Source organism: Microcoleus sp. A2-C3, from assembly GCF_036706065.1.
GTDB lineage: Bacteria > Cyanobacteriota > Cyanobacteriia > Cyanobacteriales > Microcoleaceae > Microcoleus.
Genome location: NZ_JAUBVX010000056.1, coordinates 12,655 through 33,885, shown reverse-complemented (window position 1 = coordinate 33,885; position 21,231 = coordinate 12,655). Strand labels below are relative to the sequence as shown.

Below are 21,231 nucleotides of genomic sequence, written 5' to 3'. Positions count from 1 at the left end.
AATGACTAATGACTAATGACTAATGACTAATGACTAATTAAAATCGCTTTACTAAATCTTCGCCGACGCGAAGTGTCAAGTCAGACTCGATTTCACCAGTAGAAGATGCTTCAATTTTACCGTCGCCTAGCGCTTTTTGCAGGAGATTTGCTGCTTCTAAATCGCCTTGCTGTACAATAATTTGACTTTGACGCTGCTTGTCGGGCCAATCCTTGACTACAGATACACTAGAAAAGCCCTTTTTTCTGAGAAATTCAGCGACTTTTTTGGCGGTTTTCGGGTTGCTAGAAGCGTTTTGGACGGCGATTTTGAGGTTGCTGGGCAAAATGGACTGGCTGGGATTGCGAAATCGCCCTTGGGCAAAATCGGGTACGCTTTGCTTGAAATATTGTGTCATAATCCGATCGCGCCCAGCAACATCTAAAATCCAATAACTCCTCAAATCCCCTTGTGCTGAACTCGAACGTCCGGGCAACATCACCATTTTAAAATTATCTCGCTCCAATTGCAAACCGAAATTTGCGATCGTCAATATTTCCTCAAAATTTAGGTTTGTATCCACATATTGTTGCATCAATCGCACAATTTGTGGCAAGCGCACCCATACTGATGGACTGGCGAGGCGGTTCCGAATAGCTTGAATTAAAGATTGCTGCCGCTGAATACGGCCGATATCTCCCAAACCGTCGTTGCGAAATCGAGCAAATTGTTCTGCTTGTTCTCCGTTGAGAGTTTGCCATCCCTGTGCTAAGTTTATTTTTAACTTTTGGGCGGTATCTGTATAGGACATCGCGCGAGGTACAAATACCTCAAGGCCGCCCAACAAATCGACTAATTCCCGAAACGCACCGCTGCTGACTCGCACGTATCTTTCTATTGTCACATTGTTCAAGATAATGCTAACCAATCGCGTCGCCAAAGCCGCTCCTCCTCTAGCATTAGCTTCGTTAATTTTGCTGAATCGAACTCCGGGGATTTGGACTTTAGTATCTCGCGGAACTGAAATCAAACTAATAGATTTATCTCTAGGATCGATGCGAAATAAGAGTATTGTATCGCTGCGACCTTCAAAAATTTTAGGGGAATTTGCAGCGGTTTCTGGTACGCGATCAATGCCCAGAATCAAGATATTCACAGGCCGCAACAGGCGGTATCCAGAAGAGTTGGATGAGTTGTAGTTAAAGCCCGCAGCGTCTAGGACTTTACTAATAAATTGCGGTTCCACGGGGGCGAAGAGGGCGGTAATTGCTCCGATTCCTGCGGAGATGGCTGCCGTGAAAATCAGCAAAAATGTCCAAAATACATACAGGACTATTTTAGGCTTTTTTCGAGTTTCGCGATCGACTGGTTTAAGAAAGTTTCTTTTAAAGATTGACAAGTTTTTCATTGACTTGCTATTGATTATTACATTTTTTCAGCTTTGCAGTAAAACTTGGGCGGTGCTTCTGCAAAGTATTTGAACAAAGCTGGACACAGCCAGCCTTCCATATTTTGGGTTTCCCACCGATACCAGTTACCGCCGTATTCTGCTTTAAACCACAGCATTTCTGCTGGATATCCGGGAAATGGATTTGCTGAAAATAAAAGTCGGAAACCTCGATCGGCATTCGGAATGTCTGCGACAAGCACTTCAATCATTTAGGGTACTGAACAAATGGTTCTCGGACAAGTCCGACTCGCTCGTCGTCAAAAACCCAGGTGTACTGTTCGCGATCGGGGTAAATTACCATCATGGCATTTGACATCGTATTCTCCTCTTTTCATTCCGTTTATTTGGGCTGGGAAATGTGATTCTGAATACATTATATTCTCCAAACTGTTTCGTAGTCAGGACTTTAGTCATTATTTATTGATGGGAGAAGACTGAAATCCTCACTACGAACCTCTGAATGTTTGTAGTTGAGTGTTATGTTTTTTGAATGGAATCTCCCGCTGAAATTCCCGTAAGCTCAACTAGCGCCTTAGCCAAATATTCATACTGTGGCAAAGTATTGTAAAACTGAGCTGAAATTCTCACCAATCGCTTGCTAGAATCCGGCCAAGGAATCACCGGTACTTCAATTCTAAAAATCTGCCACAGCGCCTCTTGTAAAGGTGGAATTCCTCCGGTTCCAGCCGCATCATAATTTTCATCTAGCAGCGGTACAACAGCCATTGAACCCACCATTTCATCGGGACAAGGTAGGGGCAAATCTAATTTATCTGCTAATATCTGTCTGCCAGCTAATGCTAAAGCATGATTTTTTGCCATCAATTCTGGCCACCCACCGCTCAACAAAGAACCCATAAAATTAATAGCTACAGGTACGCACAAATAAGGGCTTGGATCGACTGTTCCCATCCAGTCAAATTCTAGTTGAAAGCGCGATTTGTCAGCGCGCGGTGAGTTGGCTCCGTGACTGATGGTAGTTGGCCGAATGCCATCTTGTTTGTCGCGCCGCACGTACAAAAAAGCCGCACCTTTCGGGGCGCACAGCCATTTGTGACAATTTCCTGTATAGTAAGCGGCACCAATTTCTTCTAAATTCAGTGCTACCATTCCCGGCGCGTGAGCTCCGTCTACTAATACATCTACGCCGCGATCAGCTAATTCGCTGACTAACTGTTTGATGGGAAAAATTAAACCTGTTTGGCTGACAATGTGGTCTAGTAAGGCTAATTTTGTTTGCGGGGAAACGCATTTAATTATGGCTGCAATAATTTGTTCTGGTGATTCAATTGGAAATGGTATTTCGGCGACTATCACTTTAGCGCCTGTGCGCTCTGCTATGAAATCAAGTGTGTTGCGGCAGGCGTTGTATTCCTGATTTGTGGTTAGCAATTCGTCGCCGGGAGCAAAAATTAGCGATCGCAAAACTGCATTTATTCCCGTTGTAGCATTCGGCACAAAGGCTAAATCTTCCTCACCCGCGCCGATAAATGCGGCTAACTGATTTCTGGCATTATCTAACAGCGGTTCAAATTCCCGCATTAAAAAGCGCAATGGTTCTCTTTCTAGTTGTTCTCGAAAACTGGTTTGGGCTTCCAGTACGGGAATCGGACAGGCCCCAAAGGAGCCGTGGTTGAGGAATGTTATTTCGCGATCGAGTAACCAGTGTTCGTTAATCATTAGGAAGAAGGAAGAAGGAAGAAGGAAGAAGGAAGAAGGAAGAAGGAAGAAGGAAGAAGGAAGAGGAAAGAAGGAAGAGGGAAGAGGGAAGAGGAAAATAAATATTACCAATTACCCATTACCAATTACCCATTACTAATTACAGATTTTAATTTGTCAAACTCTTCTAAGGTATTGCAATTTGATAACATGATTGATTCCCGTTCCCCTACGGGTAGAGGTTTTGCCGGGATTTGATTTAACCACTGTTGAAATGAACGTCCCCCTCGGTCAATAAAACTTTGTAAACTGGGGAGAGATTGTTGGCGGTAGAAGCCGCACAATGGCTCCCAGCGCGAATTCTGATAGGGCACAACTGCTAAGGTAGATGGGGGAAACGCTGTTAGCTGACTAGCCCAATTCTGAATAATCTGGGCATCTAACAAGGGCAAATCGCAAGCTAGTAGTAAAATCCAGTCGGCGGCAATTGCTGTTAATCCCTGAGTTAATGCGACTAAGGGCCCGGAGCCCGGATTGTACTCTAGCAGAAATTGGGATTGTTGGGTTAAGGTCGATCGATAGCGATCGGGCCAAGCAGTCAGAACATACACTTGTGGCGTTACAACTGCGGCAACCTCACACGCCCGCTGCAATAGGCTTTCACCCTCAATTTCCAGCAGAGCTTTATCTCTACCCATCCGCGAACTTTGACCGCCTGCGAGCACAATTACTGCAATTTTATGGTTAGTCATTGGTCATTGGTCATTGGTCATTGGGCATTGGGCATTGGGCATTGGGCATTGGGCATTGGGCATTGGGCATTGGGCATTGGTGATTGGTCATTGGTCATTGGTCATTAGTGCTATCCCCGCTCGCGAACCTTATCATTAGTCACAAAGAAGAAATTTTTATCATTGTATTGTGTACAATACGCACCCAACCTGATTATTTATTCTCAATTTAAAGCACTAACTGCTTTGCTAACTTCCTCAAGTTTTTGCACGACTTGACCGCTGCTTAATAACGTTTCTGCCTCAATCAAACCAGAGTTTATATCCAAACAAACTCCGCTGCGCCACAGATAAAATCCACCGTTCCAGATAGCCGACTGCATCAATTCTGAGGGTTTTCCTAGCAAAACTTCCTGCATTTGTTTGAATAACTCAGATGCTGATTCAAAGGCGGGATTTGTGCTGCTAAAACCGTAATCTCCGTGGGCTAAAAGCATTCGCTCGAACTCCGCACCCGGTTTAGCAATGCCGATAATTGCAGTCCGATCGCGCGGCAAGTCGCAACTGCCCTCCAATCCCTTGACTGTGGTATAATTTTTGACTCCCCGCAACTCAAAGGCTGTTTGAAACATACCTTCTGTCGGCGGGTGCACGTAGCCGGAGATGACATTAACGTCGCCGGCGCAGGGACACCACATCAACTCCATTGTCGAAAAAGGTGGCCGTTTGCCGATTTCGCGGCGGTAGGGAACTAAACTCGCGGCTTGAGGAAAATGCTTGGGAAGGTAAACAAAACCTAAACCGGTACTGTCAAAAACTTGCTGGACTTTTTCTAAACTAAGTTTTCTCCAGTCAACTCCCAAACCACGCCAAATTTCAATCAGGGGAATACCTTCTTTGGTTGGCGTGATATCCCCTCCGTGCATGACGGTTGGGACGCCAGAGGCGGCTAATATTAGGGCGGTTAAAGGGCTAATTGGAGCGGTGCGCGATCGCCCGTCGTAGGCAACGCCAAACACTGCCACGCTAGATACGGCAAACCCTTTTTCTCGGTTGGGAGGGGCCAGCATCGGCCCCAATTCTTCATACGCATCGAGCATTCCGGCTAATTCTTCGCCGGTGGGCCGTTTGATGCGGTGGGAAATCATGAAAGCTCCGATTTGAGCTGGTGTGGCTTCTCCCAGTAGCATCATCCGCGTGGCTGCTGCTGCTTGCGATCGAGTTAAGTTTTCTCCTGTGTGTACTCCGCTGCCAATTTTTCGCAGCAATTCTCTAAATGCGTCACTCATAATTCTTGAAGTTGGTAATTGGGCATTGGGCATTGGGCATTGGGCATTGGGCATTGGGCATTAGTCATTGGGCATTGGGCATTAGTAATTGGGCATTGGGCATTGGGCATTGGGCATTAGTCATTGGGCATTAGTCATTGGGCATTGGGCATTGGGCATTGGGCATTGGGAATTGGGCATTGGGCATTAGTCATTGGGCATTAGTCATTGGGCATTAGTCAACCCTTCTCTTTCGCAAGCTGTCAACTGTCAACTGTCATTAGTCATTAGTCATTAGTCATTAGTCAACCCTTCTCTTTCGCAAGCTGTCAACTGTCAACTGTCAACTGTCAACTGTCAACCCTTCTCTTTCGCAAGCTGTCAACTGTCAACTGTCAACTGTCAACTGTCAACTGTCAACTGTCATTGGTAACGTCCTAAAATCTCAAATCTCAAATCTCAAATCTCAAATTTCAAATGGTATTAATTCCCGGATTTTCCTACCTTGATTGCATCAACTGGTGGCACAAATTCGCGTACTAGATTCCAGAAATGGGCGATCGGCGGAATTTGCATTCGATCGCGTGTTGTCACTAACACGACTTCGCGAGTCCAAGTCGGATCGATCGCCGATTGTCCGTTAGCGAAGCCCTCGAAGAGGATCGCCGAAACCTTTAAATTTGCACTTTCTTGGGCGATCGGCCGAATTGCTAAAGTGCGATCGTCCCTAGCGTCTAGCAAAGCTGAATGTGGCAGCAAAGCAATCAATTCTCCCTGGCGCACCACACCTCGAAAAGCATCGAGAGTGTTGAGTTCCAAAACAGCATGAAGTTTAGCACCGATGCGTCCGAATTGTTCTTGCACCATGCGCTGCATTCCGTACCCGTCCTTAAATACCACTTGCGGGTAACAAATCAATTCCGGCCAAGGTACTCGATCGTACTGGGCGAGGGGATGAGCCGCTGCCATCAATACCTCGATCGGCTCATTGTAGAGCACCTCAACCAACATTTCCGGGGCTTGAGTAAAATAGCGGTTGTTCATCACCACCGCGATGTCCACCAAACCGTCTTTGAGAACTTTCAAAGCTCGATCGCTCCCCAGCGATGTCACCCGCAACTGCACGTTAGGATAATCGTGGCAAAACCTTTGCAGCACAGGCGGCAAATAAGCAGCGCAAACCGAGTGAATCGCAGCCACGCAAAGTTCCGGCTGTTTTCCCGCCAACAAGTCTCCCAATTCGACCGCAGCATTTCGCCAAGTCTGACAGATTTTGCGAGCGTGAGGTAACAGGAGTTCCCCTCCCACAGTCAGCTTGGCGTAGGCGGTGCGGTGAAACAGAGATAAACCCACTTCTGCTTCTAGTCCTTGCACTTGACGGCTAATAGTCGATTGGGTAACGCCGCATTTCCGGGCTGCTTGCTGAAAGCTACCGGTTTCAGCAACTGAAAGAAATGCTTGAAGCTGCTCTAAGCGCATGGATGTTTAATTGGAGATGGTTTCAGAAATTTGACTCGGAGATCATCAGAGAGATTAACCGATTTAGTAGAAGAATTTAGTACACCTTGATACAGGTACAGATTAGTAGACAGGATTGCATAAATCTTTGATTAATACAGGAACCGCAGATGGACACAGATGCAACCCAGATAATTTCAAGATAATTTGTAAATGAGTGCAAGAGGTCTAGTTTTGATTGTGGTGCCAGAGGCGCGGATGCTTGGCTCTACGAATTAACTTGATCGGGCAGAATTTATTCAGCCCAATTAGATTTCGATTCTCTAATTGTCCAATTTTTAATCCATTTATGAGTTGGTAAATTTATCAAAAAAGCGATTTTATTAAGCTTGCTCGAAATCTTTAAATTTGTAGCTAAACAGCTTTAATGAACTGCACAGTCAAATTCGCTTCATTAATTGTGCTAACTAACTTATTTGTTGGGAAGGTTAAAACTTAAGAAATAGCATTTCTTATGGGACATCTTTGACTCTTATAGTACCTCGCTATTCCTATTGTTGTCAATAAGTGTCCGAATATTGCCGCCTGAATGAAACCTCCGATGAACTTTCATCCTCTACCTAAAATCACTGTTATTTTCTGTTGGTTTTTGTATAAACTAGGAATTGGCGGGTCAGCAAGACAAGTGCAAGTAGGATCGATCGCACAGGAAAGGCGAAATGCTGCAATTATCTCTAAAGATTATGTCATTTAACTACAAATTTATTCCCCAAGATGGATTGGAAGAGTGGCAACCTCAGCTAATGGGACTGCACGCGGTCAGCGATTTGTTAATTGCCTTGTCCTATTATTCAATTCCAGCGATGCTGATATACTACTTTGCCCGGAAGCAGCATGATGTGCTTTTGAGCAAAGGGTTTATCCTATTGGGAGCGTGGTTTTTCTGCGGCGGGACAACTCACCTGATGCAAGTTTGGATGCTGGTGCATCCCAGCTACTTGCTCTCAAGTTCGATCGCCGCCATTACCGCTATCATCTCTTTGTGGGCTGTCGCGGAACTGATGCCATCGCTTTCTCAAGTGTTGGCTGCGGCTGGGGCGACACAATTAGCAGCAAATACAGCGCTGGGAAGTGCAAAGGTCGATCGACCGCAAGCCAACTCTACCATTAAAAATCCCGCCGCCTCCCCCACCACCGAACTCCAGCAAATTAACCAGCAATTGCTCGCAGAAATAGCGCAGCGCCAGCGAGTCGAGGAATTATCACTTGAAACTGCCCGAAAGCTGCAATCAAGCGAAGAACGCTTTCGGGCTTTTCAGGAATTATCTCTAGACGGATTTAACGTGTTCCGCAGCATTCGCGACGGCTCCACAATTGTGGATTTTGAATGGGAATACGTCAATCCCGCAGCGGCAAAAATTCAGCAGAGCACTCCTGAAGAATTAACCGGCAACCGATTGCTGCAAGTGCTGCCTGGTCATCAAGAGAGCGGTTTGTTCGATCGTTACGTGCAAGTTGTAGAAACAGGAATTCCCCTCGATACCGAGATTTCTTACAACAGCGAAGGCATTGTCGGCTGGTTTCGGATTATGACTGTTAAATTGGGCGACGGTATTGCTATTTCTTTTAGCGATATTACTAGGCGCAAGCAAGTAGAAGCATCCCTGCGCGACGCGCTACAAAAACTGACTTCTCATTTTGAAAATACGCCTTTAGCAGTGATAGAGTGGGATGAAAATTTTCGACTCAGCGGGTGGTCTCCGGCTGCCGAGAAGATTTTTGGCTGGAAGGCGACAGAAGTTTTAGGCAAGCATTTTAGCGAATGGAACTTTATTTCAAACGGCGATGTTGAAGATGTACAATTGGCAATTGATAGTTTAAAAAACCAACAGGCTCCGTGCAATGTTGTTCACAATAGCAATTATGATAAGTCGGGTGCGCTGGTGCATTGCGAGTGGTACAATTCGGCTTTTTACAGCGATTCTGGACAGTTAATATCGATGCTGTGTCTGGTTTTGGACGTGACGGAACACTTTAAGTTTATGGAAGTGCTGCGACAGTCTGAAGAGCGGTTTAGGATTGCTGCTGAAAGTGCCAGCGATTTGATTTACGAATGGGATATCGAGACTGGTATTGTGCTGTGGTTCGGTCACGTAGATGAACATTTGGAGTACGAAAAAGGTGGATTTCCCAGGACGAGAGCAGCTTGGAACAGTATCTTGCATTCGGAAGATCGCGATCGAGTCGAGGCTGCGGTCGATCGCTATTTAAGCGCGTCAAACCGTTCTGCTACCCCATTTTTTCAGGAATACCGCGTGCAGTGCCAGGGCGGCGGCTTGCTCCACTGGATCGATCGGGGAAAAGCAGTGCTTGACAAACAAGGCCATCCCTGGAAATGGATCGGTGTGATTAGCGACATCAGCGATCGCAAACTAGCCGAAGAACAGCGGAATCTAGCCTTAGCGCGGGAACAAACCGCCCGCCGCGAAGCCGAAGCCAGCGAACATCTTTACCGCGTCCTCGCTGAAGCCATCCCGCAAATAGTTTGGACTGCTTTGCCCGACGGCTGGGTTGACTACTATAACCAACGCTGGTTTGAATACACGGCCTTGACACTAGAGGAAACTCAAGGCTGGGGGTGGCAGCCAGTTTTGCATCCAGATGACCTGGAAAATTGCCTAGAACGCTGGAATTACTCGGTGCAGACCGGGGGGACTTATGAGGTGGAATACCGCTTTAAACGGTCATCTGACGGGGCTTACCGCTGGCATCTGGGTCGGGCAGTGCCGGTGCGGGACGCTCTTGGGAACATCGTCAAGTGGTTCGGGACTTGTACAGATATTGACGATCGCCAGCGATCGGCCCAAACAGCCGATTTCCGCGCCCGATCCTTAGCTTTACTGTCCTCGGCTTCCCTCGATTACCAGGAAGCGCTGCAAGGTTTGGCAGATTTAGCAGTGCCAGGGCTGGGAGATTGGTGCTGCGTGCACTTAATCGAAGCTGACGGCTCGATCCGCTTGCAAGCAGTTGCTCACAGTGATCCGAGCAAAGTGGCTCTATTGTGGCAAATCGACCGCCGAATGCCCGTAGACCCCGATGGACGACACGGAGTAGCCAAGGTGCTGCGGACTGGCGAGTCGAAGCTTTACTCAGAAATACCGGATTGGGCGATCGAGGCCATTGTACCAGACAGGGATCTGCTGTTCGTGCTGCGATCGCAAGCCCCGCTATCAGCAATCTGCGTGCCACTGATCGCTCGCGGGCGGACTCTGGGAGCGATTTCGCTGCTGTGCGGAGAGTCCGGCCGCCGCTGCGAGCACGGCGATTTGGTTTTGCTCTCGGATTTGGCGCGGGATGTGGCGGTGGCGATCGATAATGCGCTGCTTTACCGGGAAGTGGCGGAAGCCAATCGGATTAAAGACGAGTTTTTGGCAACGCTTTCTCACGAGTTGCGGACACCTTTGAACGCGATTTTGGGCTGGGCCCAAATACTGCGGCAGCGCCAGTTGAGTGCCGAAAAAATGGCTGTGGGTTTGGAGACTATTGAGCGAAACGCGCGGTTGCAGACTCAGATGATTGAGGATTTGCTGGACGTTTCCCGGATTGTGAGCGGTAAAGTGTGTTTGAAGCTGCGCCCGGTGGATTTGGTGCCGATTCTAGAAACGGCAGTGAAGACGCTGAGTCCTGATGCTGAAGCTGGTGGAGTTGAATTGGTGAGTTTTTACGGCGAAGGGGTGAGAATTTTGAGGGGCGATGCTATTCGTTTGCAGCAGGTGGTGTGGAATTTGCTCTCGAATGCGATTAAGTTTACGCCGCCGGGGGGGCGCGTGGAAATCAGGCTCTCGGAAGAGGGGGAACCGCGATCGCCCGATAGCGCTATGTTGTCTATGTCTCCGGTTCACTCTCTGGCGATCGCCTTTAGCGATACGGGAATTGGCATCAGCAAGGAGTTTTTGCCGTTTGTGTTCGATCGCTTCCGCCAAGCTGACAGCAGTTCTACGCGCCATTACGGCGGGCTGGGACTCGGATTGGCGATCGTCCGCCATCTCGTGGAACTCCACGGTGGAACTGTCTGGGCAGAAAGTCCCGGCCCTGGACTCGGCTCGACTTTCGGGGTGCGATTGCCAATTGAGCAAAGGTGAAGTTGACATAAACGAAGATCAGACGGCGAATGGAATTCGCGTCTACAAATACAAAACCCGCCGACGCGGGTTGAAGAGTTTCCGGTTGAAATTACCAGAAAAAATTGGTTTAAAGCCGGAAACATTTGAGGGAGAAATTAAAATCAGACTATTCATTGCTTCAATCCTCGGACTTTTTTTGTCAACTTTTTTGTCAACTGTCAACTGTTAACTGTCAACTTTTTTGTCAACTGTCAACTGTCAACTGTCAACTGTTAACTGTTAACTGTCAACTGTCAACTGTTAACTGTCAACTGTCAACTGTCAACTGTCAACTGCCATTCTTGCAGGGCGATCGCAATTCCCTGTTTCAATCCCGGTTCGAGACTCTCTTGCTTAACTAAACCGGCTAATTTCTGCCTAACTTTACCAGTATCTAGCTGTTTGAGAGCTGATAAACTATGCAGCCTGACGCTGTTGTCAGCATCTGCCAACAGTTGAATTAGCACATCTAGCGCTCTCATATCTCCTAATTGCCCTAACGCTAAAGCTAAAGATTGTTTAATTTCCACGGACTGCACGGCGGGATGATTACTTTCAAGTAAATCGATCGCAATTTCAGCAGCTTTGGCTTTTAATTCCGGCTTTTCTACTCGCCCTAAAACAGTGACAACCTCTTGACAAACAGCAGATTCAATGTTATAGTTTTGTAGATTTTCGTCAGTAGTTAACAATTGATTGGTATTTGTCAATTCGCCAAAATTTGCGTTAATAGCCGATCGCCCAATCAGCGCAGTTTGCAAATATCCTAAACTGGCTGGCGTTTCAATCCAGCCTAGGGCGCGCACAGTTTCGATTTGCAATTGCACCGGAGTTGTGGGCGATCGCAGCAATTCAAATAAAGCAGCCGCTGCTGCATCGGTTTTCAGCCGCCCGATCGCGATCGCCGCTTCCTGACAAACTTCTAATCGAATATCCCAAAGCAAAGGTTTAAGCAACTTAACTAAATCCAATTCTGCATCTAAATAAGCACGAACTCCCAGAGCTCGCACCGCTTCTTTTCGGACTGATGTCGCCACATCTGTGAGCGCACCTACCAGTATCGGCGGAATGCGGGAGTCGTGAAAACTACTCAGCGCCTCGATTGCAGCCACCCGCACCGCAACTTGAGAATCTTTGACGACACTCAACAACGGTGCGATAATTTCGGGGCGGCGAATTTGGGCGAGGGCTGCTGTGGCAAACTGTCGCGAGTCTTCCTGCTGTAAGAGAGTTGCTAGGGATTCTATGGCTGTCGTGCCGAAATTCGCGAGGGTTTCCGCCGCAATTTGGCTCAATTCTTCATCGGAATTTTCGATTAATTTTACTAAAGCTGGTATCACTTCCGGGCGATCGAACTTTCCGAGGATGCGGGCGGCAAACCACCGGGGCTCGGTGTCTGCGTCTTCGTCTTCGAGCAGGGCGATTAAAGGTGCGATCGCGCCATTTCCCAGATTAGGCAATACTTTAGCAATTTCCCAGCGGTCTTGAAAATCCCCCAATTCTAAGGCTGCGATTGCTAAACTGACAGCTTGCTCTAAAATATGTTGTTCCGGCTGTTGGCTGCCCTTGGCTGTCACTTGCTGCAAGCATTCGACTAAAAGAGGCCAGTTTTGGCGATCGGCAGCAGCTTGCGCTTGTTCTACAATATTAGACATAATTTTAATTTAGCTTCAAGAAGGTAGATGACAGCTAGCTGAGAATGAAAAATACTTTTCAGCTATATTCTGCTAAAATTATCCATTTTTTGACATTTTTGTCAATCCATCATAACTGGCAAAATGGAAATCAAGCATTAATTTCATACAGTTAAGCAATCAAGCTATACTTTTCGTAATTTAAAACGCTCAATATCCCCAATTTGAAATTACCAGATGAAAAAAGCTCTACTTTTAGTAAACCAGCACTCCCGAAAAGGGCAAAAATCATTATCTCAAGCCACTATAAAATTACAATCACTAGGCTTTGAGTTAATTGTAGAATCTACCAACCACCCCGACGAACTTTCCGACACAATTCGGCGCTACAAAAATCAAGTCGAATTAGTCATCATCGGCGGTGGCGACGGCACACTAAACTGCGCCATCGAAGGTTTAATCGACACTAAATTGCCCCTCGGTATTTTGCCAATGGGAACTGCTAACGATTTAGCCCGCACTCTCGAAATCCCTACAGATTTATCCGCAGCTTGCCAAGTAATTGCCAGAGGTAAAGTTCGCCTCATAGACTTAGGTTGGGTAAACGGACAGCATTTTTTTAATGTGGCAAGTTTGGGATTGAGCGTGCAAATTACCCAGCGGTTGACTAAAGATGTGAAGCAGCGCTGGGGGATTTTAGCTTATGCGATTACTGCTTTACAAACAATTTTGAAATCGCGACCATTCAGAGCAGAAATTAAGGTAAATAACCAATGTTTTTATGTTAAAACAATTCAGATTGCCATTGGCAACGGTCGCTATTACGGCGGTGGCATGACAGTTGCCGAAGATGCCACAATCGACGACAGACGACTAGATTTGTACAGTTTAGAAACACAACATTGGTGGGAAATCATTGCTTTGCTGCCAGCGATGAGACAAGGAAATCATAGCAGTTGGCCAAACGTTCGCGCCTTGCACGCTCAAGAAATCGAGATTAATACTAGCAAGCGCCGTCGGATTAATACCGACGGTGAAATCACAACTCACACACCTGCAAAATTCCGAGTAATTCCCCAAGCTTTAGCAGTTATCGCTCCTGCATAACTCACAACAGCTTATTAGGGACGGGCAAGATGCCCGTTCCACAAAAAATTAATTTTCTTGTGGAATAAGCCGTTCACTTAACGCTTTTTTGTCCGAAGAGAACGTCCGCGTGTTAGCAATCGCAGTATATATTTTTCACATGGTTTGATAGACCCAACAGTCTTAAGTGAACCGTATTGAATTTTAACCGCCGCTTCTTCAACCCGCGCACCATCCGGGTTTTGTCTGTATAGACGCGGTTTCAACCGCCCAGTCTTCTAAAAATCAAATTACTGAGAATTAATAATCCCCTCCAGCGCCGTATTCCCACGCTTCAACTAATCGGTGAAAATAATATTGCTGTTCCACACCTAAATTTTTCACCTGCGGTTCTACCGCTTTCCCCAAAGGCTGCAATCCCGTATAAATCCCTAGATTAACATAATGAACCATCCAATCAAGTAAATTAGCTATTCCCACCTGCGGGATAATTTTCAAAACTAATTCAGGATGGCTAATTGCTGTTTTAAACAAAGTTTTTGACAAAGCCGGAAACAGCACGATATCCTGAAGAAATGGTTTGAGCACTGGTTCTCCCAACTCTTCCATTACCTGAAAGACAGTAGCCAAAAGTTGATTGATTTGATTGGGATCTATTTTTTGATTCATCGCAGCACTCATCGAACGCTGAAACAACCAGGTGACAGATAAATTCGGCTGGTACGGTTGCAAAAGTGCCAGGGAATTTTTGTCAAGACTTTCGCTTTTCAAAGCTTCGTCAATTCCGAAAGTTAATCGTTTGAGGTGGCGCACCATTGCCCCGAAACCACCGAAGCTGAGGGGCGATTGGCTACCACTGCTATCTCCAACTGGAAGTATCCGATTCCAAGGCATTTTTAGAGGGCTTTGGCGGTAGCAGGGAAAGAATCCGTAGAGTGCTCTTTGGAATTTTAACTGTTCGAGTTCGACGTTTTGATATTCGGGAAGCAAGCGCAAATATTCTTCAAATAATGTTTCTAAACTGAATCTTTCTGTGTCAGCGTCTATGTAGGTAAATAAGTAAGTAGTCCGCCCATCTCTGGCGGGAAATGCTTCCCAAAAGTATTGGCATTGATTTTGCATTGGGGTGAAGGATGCAAATATGTCGCCAGTCTCATTGTTGGGGTATCCTTGGGCGCAACTGCCGACTACTAAACATACTGCGTCGGGTTTTTTGCCTTGTCGGGCTTGGCGGACAATGGGCGAAAAATGTCCCATTGCATCTAATAATAATCGAGTTGCAAATAAATTGTTTTCGGTATTTTCAGATTCTACGAGAACTCCGTTGGGGTGAATTGTTGCTATTTTAAATGGTGTATTTTCAAATAGTTTGCCTCCGGCTTGGATAAATTTTTGTTTGAGGGTTTCGAGGAGGTAAACTGGATCGATTCCGATGTTGAGTACGTCGCGCACCCAGATGTCGGGGGTGTTGGTAAAGCTGATTCGGGCTGGGTTGTATTCGGTGGCTATTGCTTTATCTATCTCAGCAGCCGTCAGCAAATTTAGTTCGAGGAATGCGTCTAATTCTTTGCGAGAAATGTTCCATTCTTGTTCGCGCCCTCGCAGGATGCCGCGTTCGAGTAAGGCGACTCGCCAACCCCGCACGGCTAAGGCTGTACCGATTAATATTCCTAGGGTTCCGCCGCTGATAACTATGTCGAAATCGAGGGTTTCTAGGGGTTGTTGGCTGTGTTTGACGGCTTGGGGTGCTGGTGCGGTGTTTTGTTTGAGGTTTTCCCAGAGTCGATCGACCTTTCGCAGGCCTCCAAGGGCATCTCCCGGCACTTGGGAGAGGATTTTTTCGGTGAGGGACATCAGGTTTTAGTATTAAACAGTGGTGGATTTTATATAATTTAACTTAGATCAACATTTCGGACAGTCTCAGGGCTGATGCGCATGGGGCAAGAAACCCGGTTTCTACGAGTTTTGGGCTTCGTAACGAGAAATAGACGAAGAAACCGGGTTTCTGAGGTGTGCGTGCAAGATTAAGTTTTTATCATCACACCCAAAAACCCGGTTTCTGAAAAAAAACCGGGTTTCTACCTCTCGTTGGTAAGTCTGGGAAATTATCTTCAATCAGCCGTGCTTAATTCTTCAACTCGCAGCCGATCGCACAAAATTCGCTCGCACACAATAGCACCCGTCTCCGCACACCTGCAAACTTCTAACTGAGCTTCTGGTAATGCTTCAAACAAAAAACGTTCCCCCGGAAATACCGTCCGCTCAAAATACCAATTAGGTATATTTGTGATCCGAGCAATTTGTACTTTGCTGGTATTATTCAGATACCAACACAAAATGCGCGTATCACCTTCGCAAATTACCTCATTTAGTGTCAAATTCATATTTTTAAGTTGTTTGTGAAATTGTGCGATCGATCGGCGACGAACCTAGAATAAATATAGCATATTCCCAGTTAAAACACAATTTTTTATACATTTTTTTTTTACATTGTTTGGGTTAATTAATCAATTTCGCCGTGGAAATATCAGCGCCTTCCACGTATTCCCAAGAAGGTGCAAAAGCAGGCATTGCTAAAGTGCAAGATTTCCATCCTCCCCTCACAGGTGCGTTCAACAATTGACAGTGACCGACTGAACCTCTTGCCTGTTGGTAGTGACCGCAAAAATTACACTTGGAAGCCAGATTGCCAACGCGATCGCTAATTACAAGGCAGGGCTGGTTTTGGGTTTGGTTGCGCTCGATAGTTAAAGTGTTCATTAAATTACTTTTTAAATGTTCAGTCTTAAGTATGACGGCTGGAGTGCAGTCGTGGCCTCTATCTCAAGGCTTAGTTCGCCTTTAAGTTTTGTGTAGGGATCGATAGAAAATATATTATTTTTGACAGGATCAAGCTAGGGAGCAATTGAATTTCCTTTCGGTGGTATTGGCGGCCCCGGCTTTAGGGCCGATCGCGCTTGCTGGGGATATACTTCCTCAGACAGAGCTAATTATCCTCACCTAACTTGCTGAACAAATCGGCTAAAATTGTATTAGAAAATAAAAAACCTTCGGGATCGCTCAACCTCAAATTGCCCGAAAGTGGCAGTTTCCCGGCCTCGCCTAAAATTGCGTGAAGCGGATCTATCCCGTAGGGAATCGCCCCATCCACCGTCACAATTTCCACCCATCCTTGTCGCCAATAGGGCTGCAAACAACGCCAAATTTTATCAACCGTTTGCTGAGTAAACTTTTCAGTCAGCGCCGACAGGCTAACTCCTGCTGCTAAACGCAAACCTAGCATCAGCGTTTCCAACAAAATGTCATTTTCTGAGACTTGAAAATTTTGCTCAATTTCTCGCTTAATATCTGGCTGGGTTTCCCCACTAAGTTTTGGGGTAGCTGGAGAATTGACGGCAGAGATCGATCGCACCCACTGATAATATTCTTGAGTTTTGCGAGGCCTTGTCACCCTGCGGCCTTGTACGTAACTAGCCGCCCCCATTCCCAAACCGTAATAAGGGCGATTTTCCCAATAAACGCGGTTGTGGCGACACTGATAACCGGGCTTAGCGTAATTAGAAATTTCGTAATGTTCGTAGCCAGCCCCAGTCAAAATTGAGCGCGCCAAACGGTACATTTCAGCAGCGGTTTCATCTGCTGGTAACGGCTGCGCGCCTGCTTCAAAGTACCGCCCGAAAGCTGTTCCCTGTTCCACAATTAAGTCGTAACTCGACAGATGAGTCGGGCAAATTTCTACTGCCGATTTTAGGGAAGTTTCCCACTGTTCTAAAGTTTGGTGCGGCAATCCCGAAATTAGGTCTAAACTGAAATTAACAATCCCAGCCGATCGCACTATTTCTACTGCTTCAAAAATTTCGGCCACCGAGTGCGATCGCCCGCAAGCTTGCAGCAATTCATCCTGAAAAGCTTGCACTCCCAAACTAATTCGATTTACTCCCGCCGCTGCATATCCCCGCAACTGTTCTAAAGTAAAAGTACCAGGGTCTATTTCTATAGAAATTTCCGCCCCAGCATCAATCCCAAATTTTTCGTCGAGAGTCTCTAAAATCTGGCTCAATTGACCAACAGAAAGCAGTGAAGGCGTGCCGCCACCAAAAAAAACTGTCTTCAGAGACGCGCCGAAATTTTCAGTTTCTTGAATTTCTTGACACAGTGCGGCAACGTATTGCACGATTGTGCCGGAATTTTCGCCATTTTTGCGATCGCCCACCACAAAAACCGGAAAATCGCAGTAGTAACAGCGACGGCGACAAAAAGGTATGTGCAGGTAAGCCGAACTGGGAGTCCCCCAATTTACTGCTTGCACACTTTTTTTAAATTCAAATGTTAAATAATCTGTGGTATTGTCCATTACTTTTTAGCCCAACTTGCCAGTTCAAATCTAAAATTTTAATTAAACTGTCATAAATAATTATGTATATTATGACGAATTTTTAATAAAAGCACAATGTCACGGATGAGCTTTTCCAGTTTAACCGCAATCGGTTTTGAGTAGCAGTAATTCCCGAATTGACCGCTCTCTGGGCCGTTGGTACCAATTTATCAGAGCTAATCGGGCGCGCTGAATGCCCGAAGGCTCTATCGCAGATCCCTCAAATGGTACAAGCGCGAAATATAAATTAATGAAAATCTCTAAGTAAATATAGCGATATCCGATCGCAACTAGGAAAAAACTATCAGCACTGTAAAGATATAATGTAAACAAATTCATTAACCTAGAACTAATGCTAGACGCAATCATAATTATCTCATTCATAATCGCAGGCGGAGGCATCGGCTATTACGGAGTCGAACTCCTGCCGAGCAATCTGCTGGAGCAAGTTACAAATATACAAGGTTTAAGTTCTGTACTAGGTTCGTTTGGAGCATTAATCGGCTTCGTGATGGGATTAGTGGCTCAAACAACCTATCGACGCTTGGAAAAACAAGTCCGCGATATGCCGGTGGAGATGCTGCTGACGCGGGCGATCGGCTTAATCATCGGACTGCTAGTCGCGAACTTAATGCTGGCTCCGCTGTTCCTGCTGCCAATCCCCCGCGAATTCGGCTTCATCAAACCTCTAGTCGCAGTCTTGGGAAGCGTCATGTTCGGCTTCACAGGTGTTAGCTTAACCGACACTCACGGCCGCGCTTTCTTGCGACTGATCAACCCCAAAAGCTTAGACACGGTGTTGGTAGCCGAAGGCACTTTCAAACCAGCCGCTGCCAAAGTTGTCGATACAAGCTGCATTATTGATGGTCGGATTGAAAACCTACTAGAAACAGGTTTCCTTGAAGGTCAAATTATTATCCCACAGTTCGTCCTGCAAGAATTGCAACTGGTAGCTGATTCTGCCAACGATCAAAAGCGAGTGCGCGGGCGACGCGGGTTAGATATTCTCAACCGCATCAAAGAAACATATCCAGAACGGATTCAAATTCACTCGGCTGACTACGAAGATATAGCCACAGTCGATGCTAAATTAGTCCGCTTCGCTTTGGAGATAGACGGCGTTTTGCTCACCAACGATTACAACTTATCGAAAGTAGCTACCGTCCAAAAACTACCGGTTTTGAATATCAACGATTTGACTCATGCGGTTCGCCCGACTTATTTGCCCGGAGATACGATCGAACTAAAAATCCGCAAAGAAGGCAAAGAACCCTCTCAGGGCATCGGTTACTTGGATGATGGCACAATGGTTGTCGTAGAAGCAGGTAGCAGTTACGTCGGTGCCGAAGCACGAGTGGTAGTCACCAGCGCCCTGCAAACCAGCGCAGGCCGCATGATTTTCGCCCGCCCTCAAGAGTCCGCTATTGCTTGAAACTCGCAGACAATGGCTAGGGAAATTAGGATTAAATTTTGCGATCGTTCCAATCTGCCTCGACTCTCTACCGCGCCCGGTATGACGAGTCGGGGCAGTGTTTTTTTTGTGTCTTAACTGTTGGGAATCGGTAAGTAAAAACAATCCTTTTTACTTCTACGGCGGCACTTGGAAAGCCAGCAAGGAAAAATAATCAGCTTCTTCTTTTTCTTCTTTTCTCTTGCTTCGCGTGCTTCGCGTCTTCGCGGTTCAATAATATCAATATTTAGAAACGAGGAAGCACCCATAGCCTATCTGTATTTCGGCAAAAACACTATTAACTCTTTCTTGATTAACACATAAATTACGTTCTCTTCCTGAGTCCCTCCCTCGGACATCATTTCACCCTTGGGCGGTTTCCACCGCAGTCCGCTCTTTTAAAAATGTTACCGAACATTCTGATCACGATCGATAGCAATTCTCAATCAATCGTAAAGTTTTATACTTTTCGATCTGACCCTGCACGTTCGCGTCTTTGCGGTTTGTTACGAAAAAAAATGTTCCGATCATTGACAACTGGTATCTCTCTAGATACGATTCATTTAGCGATCGCTAAAATTTCAAATTTCAAAAAATGTTGTTTAACTCCACATTATTTTTGGTCTTTTTGGTCGTGGTGGTGTATGTCTATTACTTGCTGACACCGCAATACCGACGTTGGTTTTTGTTATTGGCTAGCTACTGCTTTTATTGGGTGTGGAGCGTACCGTACTCACTGCTAATGGTTGGCTATACCCTGCTAGCCTATATAACAGCTCGCATTATCGACTCATCAACTAAAAATAGAGACAGAACTACTGCGTTAATTAGTTTTCTAGTTGTAGTTTTAAGCACTCTGTGTTTGTTCAAGTACGCAAACTTCTTTTCGGATTCGGCTTACTCCCTGTTAGGATTTCATCCTTGGCCTCAACTGAATCTGCTATTGCCTCTGGGCATTTCTTTTTACACCTTCGAGACGATCAGCTACGTAGTCGATGTTTACAAGCGCATTACACCGGCTGACAAGTCACTTCTGGACATAGCACTGTACGTTATTTTTTTCCCTCATCTTGTGGCTGGGCCGATCATTCGTGCAGACGATCTCGTTCCGCAGTTGGCGTGTCGGGCATCGATAGATTGGGTTCGGATTCGCAGCGGCATTGCCCAAATCATCTGGGGGATGCTGAAAAAAGTTTTTATAGCTGACCCGATGGCACCCATTGCCAGCGAGGCTTTTAGCGCGCCTGAAAGTGTTTCCGGGCTGGGGCTGTTATTGGGTACCTTCGCCTTTGCAGTTCAAGTCTACTGCGACTTTTCTGGTTATTCAGATATTGCGATCGGGTCTTCTCGCCTATTGGGAATTGAACTGCCACCAAATTTTGACAGACCTTATTTGGCCTACAGCATTACTGATTTCTGGCGCCGCTGGCACATTTCACTGTCAACTTGGCTGCGCGATTACCTTTACATTCCCCTCGGTGGCAACCGGCAGGGCAAACTCCGTACTTATGTCAACCTGACGATCACAATGCTGCTGGGAGGTCTCTGGCACGGTGCTGGATGGAACTGGGTTGTTTGGGGGGGTTTGCAAGGGGCAATGCTCTCAATGGAACGAGTGTTTGGACTCGCGTCGGCGCCCAAGTCGAAAGCGAGTTATTTAATTCGCTGGCTGTTTACCTTTTGTCTAATTTCTATTTCTTGGGTACTCTTCCGATCGCCTGATTTGAACAGTGCTGGTGCGGTATTGGGGCGGATATTTACCTTTGCTGACGGCCGGATACCTATTGACTATCGCCCGCTGTTATACCTGGGCTTAGTTTTGCTAGTTGAATGGGCGGATGTGAAGCAACGGTGGATGAGCTGGGCTCAGATGCACCCAAATTTGCTCAAGTGGATTGCTTGGGCGATCGCAATTGCGCTGATGTTTACCTTCGCGGGTGCCTCAAGTTCAAATTTCATTTACTTCCAGTTCTAATTC

General features: G+C 46.3%; 16 protein-coding genes. 5 read left to right on the top strand and 11 right to left on the bottom strand.

The genetic code is table 11. The annotated features are described in order from the left end of the window. Positions 1-37: 37 nt before the first annotated feature. From QUB66_RS24320 to QUB66_RS24310, 3 genes are all read right to left on the bottom strand, one after another. On the bottom strand, positions 38-1,387 hold the full coding sequence (locus QUB66_RS24320; RefSeq protein ID WP_332970007.1) for an LCP family protein: 1,350 nt from the start codon (positions 1,385-1,387) through the stop codon (positions 38-40). Positions 1,388-1,404: 17 nt separating this feature from the next. Continuing rightward, positions 1,405-1,638: a DUF6717 family protein gene (locus QUB66_RS24315; protein ID WP_332970006.1), complete on the bottom strand. Its 234-nt coding sequence runs from the start codon at positions 1,636-1,638 to the stop codon at positions 1,405-1,407. A 268-nt stretch (positions 1,639-1,906) separates the two neighbouring features. Beyond that, entirely contained in the window at positions 1,907-3,109 is a 1,203-nt protein-coding gene (locus QUB66_RS24310; RefSeq protein ID WP_332970005.1) for an aminotransferase class V-fold PLP-dependent enzyme, read from the bottom strand. On the opposite strand from QUB66_RS24310, the gene QUB66_RS24305 reads away from it, so the two are divergent. Next, positions 3,063-3,248: a hypothetical protein gene (locus QUB66_RS24305; RefSeq protein ID WP_332970004.1), complete on the top strand. Its 186-nt coding sequence runs from the start codon at positions 3,063-3,065 to the stop codon at positions 3,246-3,248. The two genes, QUB66_RS24310 and QUB66_RS24305, sit on opposite strands and share 47 nt — an antisense overlap. Here QUB66_RS24305 and QUB66_RS24300 read toward each other — a convergent pair. The 3 genes from QUB66_RS24300 to QUB66_RS24290 all read right to left on the bottom strand — a co-directional run bounded on the left by QUB66_RS24300 (position 3,235) and on the right by QUB66_RS24290 (position 6,566). Continuing rightward, on the bottom strand, positions 3,235-3,840 hold the full coding sequence (locus QUB66_RS24300) for a molybdenum cofactor guanylyltransferase (protein ID WP_332970003.1): 606 nt from the start codon (positions 3,838-3,840) through the stop codon (positions 3,235-3,237). The genes QUB66_RS24305 and QUB66_RS24300 overlap by 14 nt on opposite strands. A gap of 203 nt (positions 3,841-4,043) precedes the next feature. Next, a complete protein-coding gene (locus QUB66_RS24295; RefSeq protein ID WP_332970002.1) occupies positions 4,044-5,108 on the bottom strand; it encodes an anthranilate phosphoribosyltransferase family protein in 1,065 nt (354 codons plus the stop codon). Positions 5,109-5,570: 462 nt separating this feature from the next. Next, positions 5,571-6,566: a LysR family transcriptional regulator gene (locus QUB66_RS24290; protein ID WP_332970001.1), complete on the bottom strand. Its 996-nt coding sequence runs from the start codon at positions 6,564-6,566 to the stop codon at positions 5,571-5,573. 722 nt (positions 6,567-7,288) lie between these two features. Here QUB66_RS24290 and QUB66_RS24285 point away from each other — a divergent pair. After that, positions 7,289-10,687, top strand: coding sequence for a sensor histidine kinase (locus QUB66_RS24285; RefSeq protein WP_332970000.1), 3,399 nt, complete (start codon positions 7,289-7,291; stop codon positions 10,685-10,687). Positions 10,688-10,983: 296 nt separating this feature from the next. On the opposite strand, the gene QUB66_RS24280 is transcribed toward QUB66_RS24285, so the two are convergent. Continuing rightward, positions 10,984-12,363, bottom strand: a complete 1,380-nt coding sequence (locus QUB66_RS24280) for a HEAT repeat domain-containing protein (protein ID WP_332969999.1) — start codon at positions 12,361-12,363, stop codon at positions 10,984-10,986. A gap of 216 nt (positions 12,364-12,579) precedes the next feature. Between QUB66_RS24280 and QUB66_RS24275 the strand changes: the two genes are divergently transcribed. Next, entirely contained in the window at positions 12,580-13,449 is an 870-nt protein-coding gene (locus QUB66_RS24275; protein ID WP_265234613.1) for a lipid kinase, read from the top strand. 279 nt (positions 13,450-13,728) lie between these two features. Here the strand turns inward: QUB66_RS24275 and QUB66_RS24270 are convergent, their stop codons facing one another. The 4 genes from QUB66_RS24270 to hemW form a co-directional block, all read right to left on the bottom strand. Further along, complete coding sequence (locus QUB66_RS24270) at positions 13,729-15,282, bottom strand: FAD-binding oxidoreductase (protein ID WP_332969998.1); 1,554 nt, start codon at positions 15,280-15,282, stop codon at positions 13,729-13,731. Positions 15,283-15,539: 257 nt separating this feature from the next. Further along, positions 15,540-15,812 carry a DUF1830 domain-containing protein gene (locus QUB66_RS24265; protein ID WP_332969997.1) on the bottom strand — a complete coding sequence of 91 codons (273 nt, stop codon included), beginning with the start codon at positions 15,810-15,812 and terminating at the stop codon, positions 15,540-15,542. Positions 15,813-15,927: 115 nt separating this feature from the next. Then, positions 15,928-16,188 (bottom strand): hypothetical protein, encoded by a 261-nt coding sequence (locus QUB66_RS24260; RefSeq protein ID WP_265234616.1) that lies wholly within the window; start codon positions 16,186-16,188, stop codon positions 15,928-15,930. A 226-nt stretch (positions 16,189-16,414) separates the two neighbouring features. After that, positions 16,415-17,782: a radical SAM family heme chaperone HemW gene (gene hemW, locus QUB66_RS24255; protein ID WP_265234618.1), complete on the bottom strand. Its 1,368-nt coding sequence runs from the start codon at positions 17,780-17,782 to the stop codon at positions 16,415-16,417. Between the two features lie 373 nt (positions 17,783-18,155). On the opposite strand from hemW, the gene QUB66_RS24250 reads away from it, so the two are divergent. Both QUB66_RS24250 and QUB66_RS24245 read left to right on the top strand, forming a co-directional pair. Next, positions 18,156-19,235 carry a PIN/TRAM domain-containing protein gene (locus QUB66_RS24250; RefSeq protein WP_265234619.1) on the top strand — a complete coding sequence of 360 codons (1,080 nt, stop codon included), beginning with the start codon at positions 18,156-18,158 and terminating at the stop codon, positions 19,233-19,235. A gap of 613 nt (positions 19,236-19,848) precedes the next feature. Further along, the gene (locus QUB66_RS24245; protein WP_332969996.1) at positions 19,849-21,228 is read left to right on the top strand and encodes an MBOAT family O-acyltransferase; all 1,380 of its coding nucleotides are present in this window, start codon (positions 19,849-19,851) and stop codon (positions 21,226-21,228) included. The last annotated feature ends 3 nt before the right edge of the window (positions 21,229-21,231 follow it).

Excerpts from the sequence above, each read along its gene's own strand:
- QUB66_RS24320 (WP_332970007.1), bottom strand. The coding sequence starts at position 1,387 with ATGAAAAACTTGTCAATCTTTAAAAGAAACTTTCTTAAACCAGTCGAT.
- QUB66_RS24275 (WP_265234613.1), top strand. The coding sequence starts at position 12,580 with ATGAAAAAAGCTCTACTTTTAGTAAACCAGCACTCCCGAAAAGGGCAA.
- QUB66_RS24315 (WP_332970006.1), bottom strand. The coding sequence starts at position 1,638 with ATGATTGAAGTGCTTGTCGCAGACATTCCGAATGCCGATCGAGGTTTC.
- QUB66_RS24285 (WP_332970000.1), top strand. The coding sequence starts at position 7,289 with ATGTCATTTAACTACAAATTTATTCCCCAAGATGGATTGGAAGAGTGG.
- QUB66_RS24245 (WP_332969996.1), top strand. The coding sequence starts at position 19,849 with ATGTTGTTTAACTCCACATTATTTTTGGTCTTTTTGGTCGTGGTGGTG.
- QUB66_RS24290 (WP_332970001.1), bottom strand. The coding sequence starts at position 6,566 with ATGCGCTTAGAGCAGCTTCAAGCATTTCTTTCAGTTGCTGAAACCGGT.
- QUB66_RS24270 (WP_332969998.1), bottom strand. The coding sequence starts at position 15,282 with ATGTCCCTCACCGAAAAAATCCTCTCCCAAGTGCCGGGAGATGCCCTT.
- QUB66_RS24300 (WP_332970003.1), bottom strand. The coding sequence starts at position 3,840 with ATGACTAACCATAAAATTGCAGTAATTGTGCTCGCAGGCGGTCAAAGT.
- QUB66_RS24295 (WP_332970002.1), bottom strand. The coding sequence starts at position 5,108 with ATGAGTGACGCATTTAGAGAATTGCTGCGAAAAATTGGCAGCGGAGTA.
- QUB66_RS24265 (WP_332969997.1), bottom strand. The coding sequence starts at position 15,812 with ATGAATTTGACACTAAATGAGGTAATTTGCGAAGGTGATACGCGCATT.
- hemW (WP_265234618.1), bottom strand. The coding sequence starts at position 17,782 with ATGGACAATACCACAGATTATTTAACATTTGAATTTAAAAAAAGTGTG.
- QUB66_RS24250 (WP_265234619.1), top strand. The coding sequence starts at position 18,156 with ATGCTAGACGCAATCATAATTATCTCATTCATAATCGCAGGCGGAGGC.
- QUB66_RS24280 (WP_332969999.1), bottom strand. The coding sequence starts at position 12,363 with ATGTCTAATATTGTAGAACAAGCGCAAGCTGCTGCCGATCGCCAAAAC.
- QUB66_RS24260 (WP_265234616.1), bottom strand. The coding sequence starts at position 16,188 with ATGAACACTTTAACTATCGAGCGCAACCAAACCCAAAACCAGCCCTGC.
- QUB66_RS24310 (WP_332970005.1), bottom strand. The coding sequence starts at position 3,109 with ATGATTAACGAACACTGGTTACTCGATCGCGAAATAACATTCCTCAAC.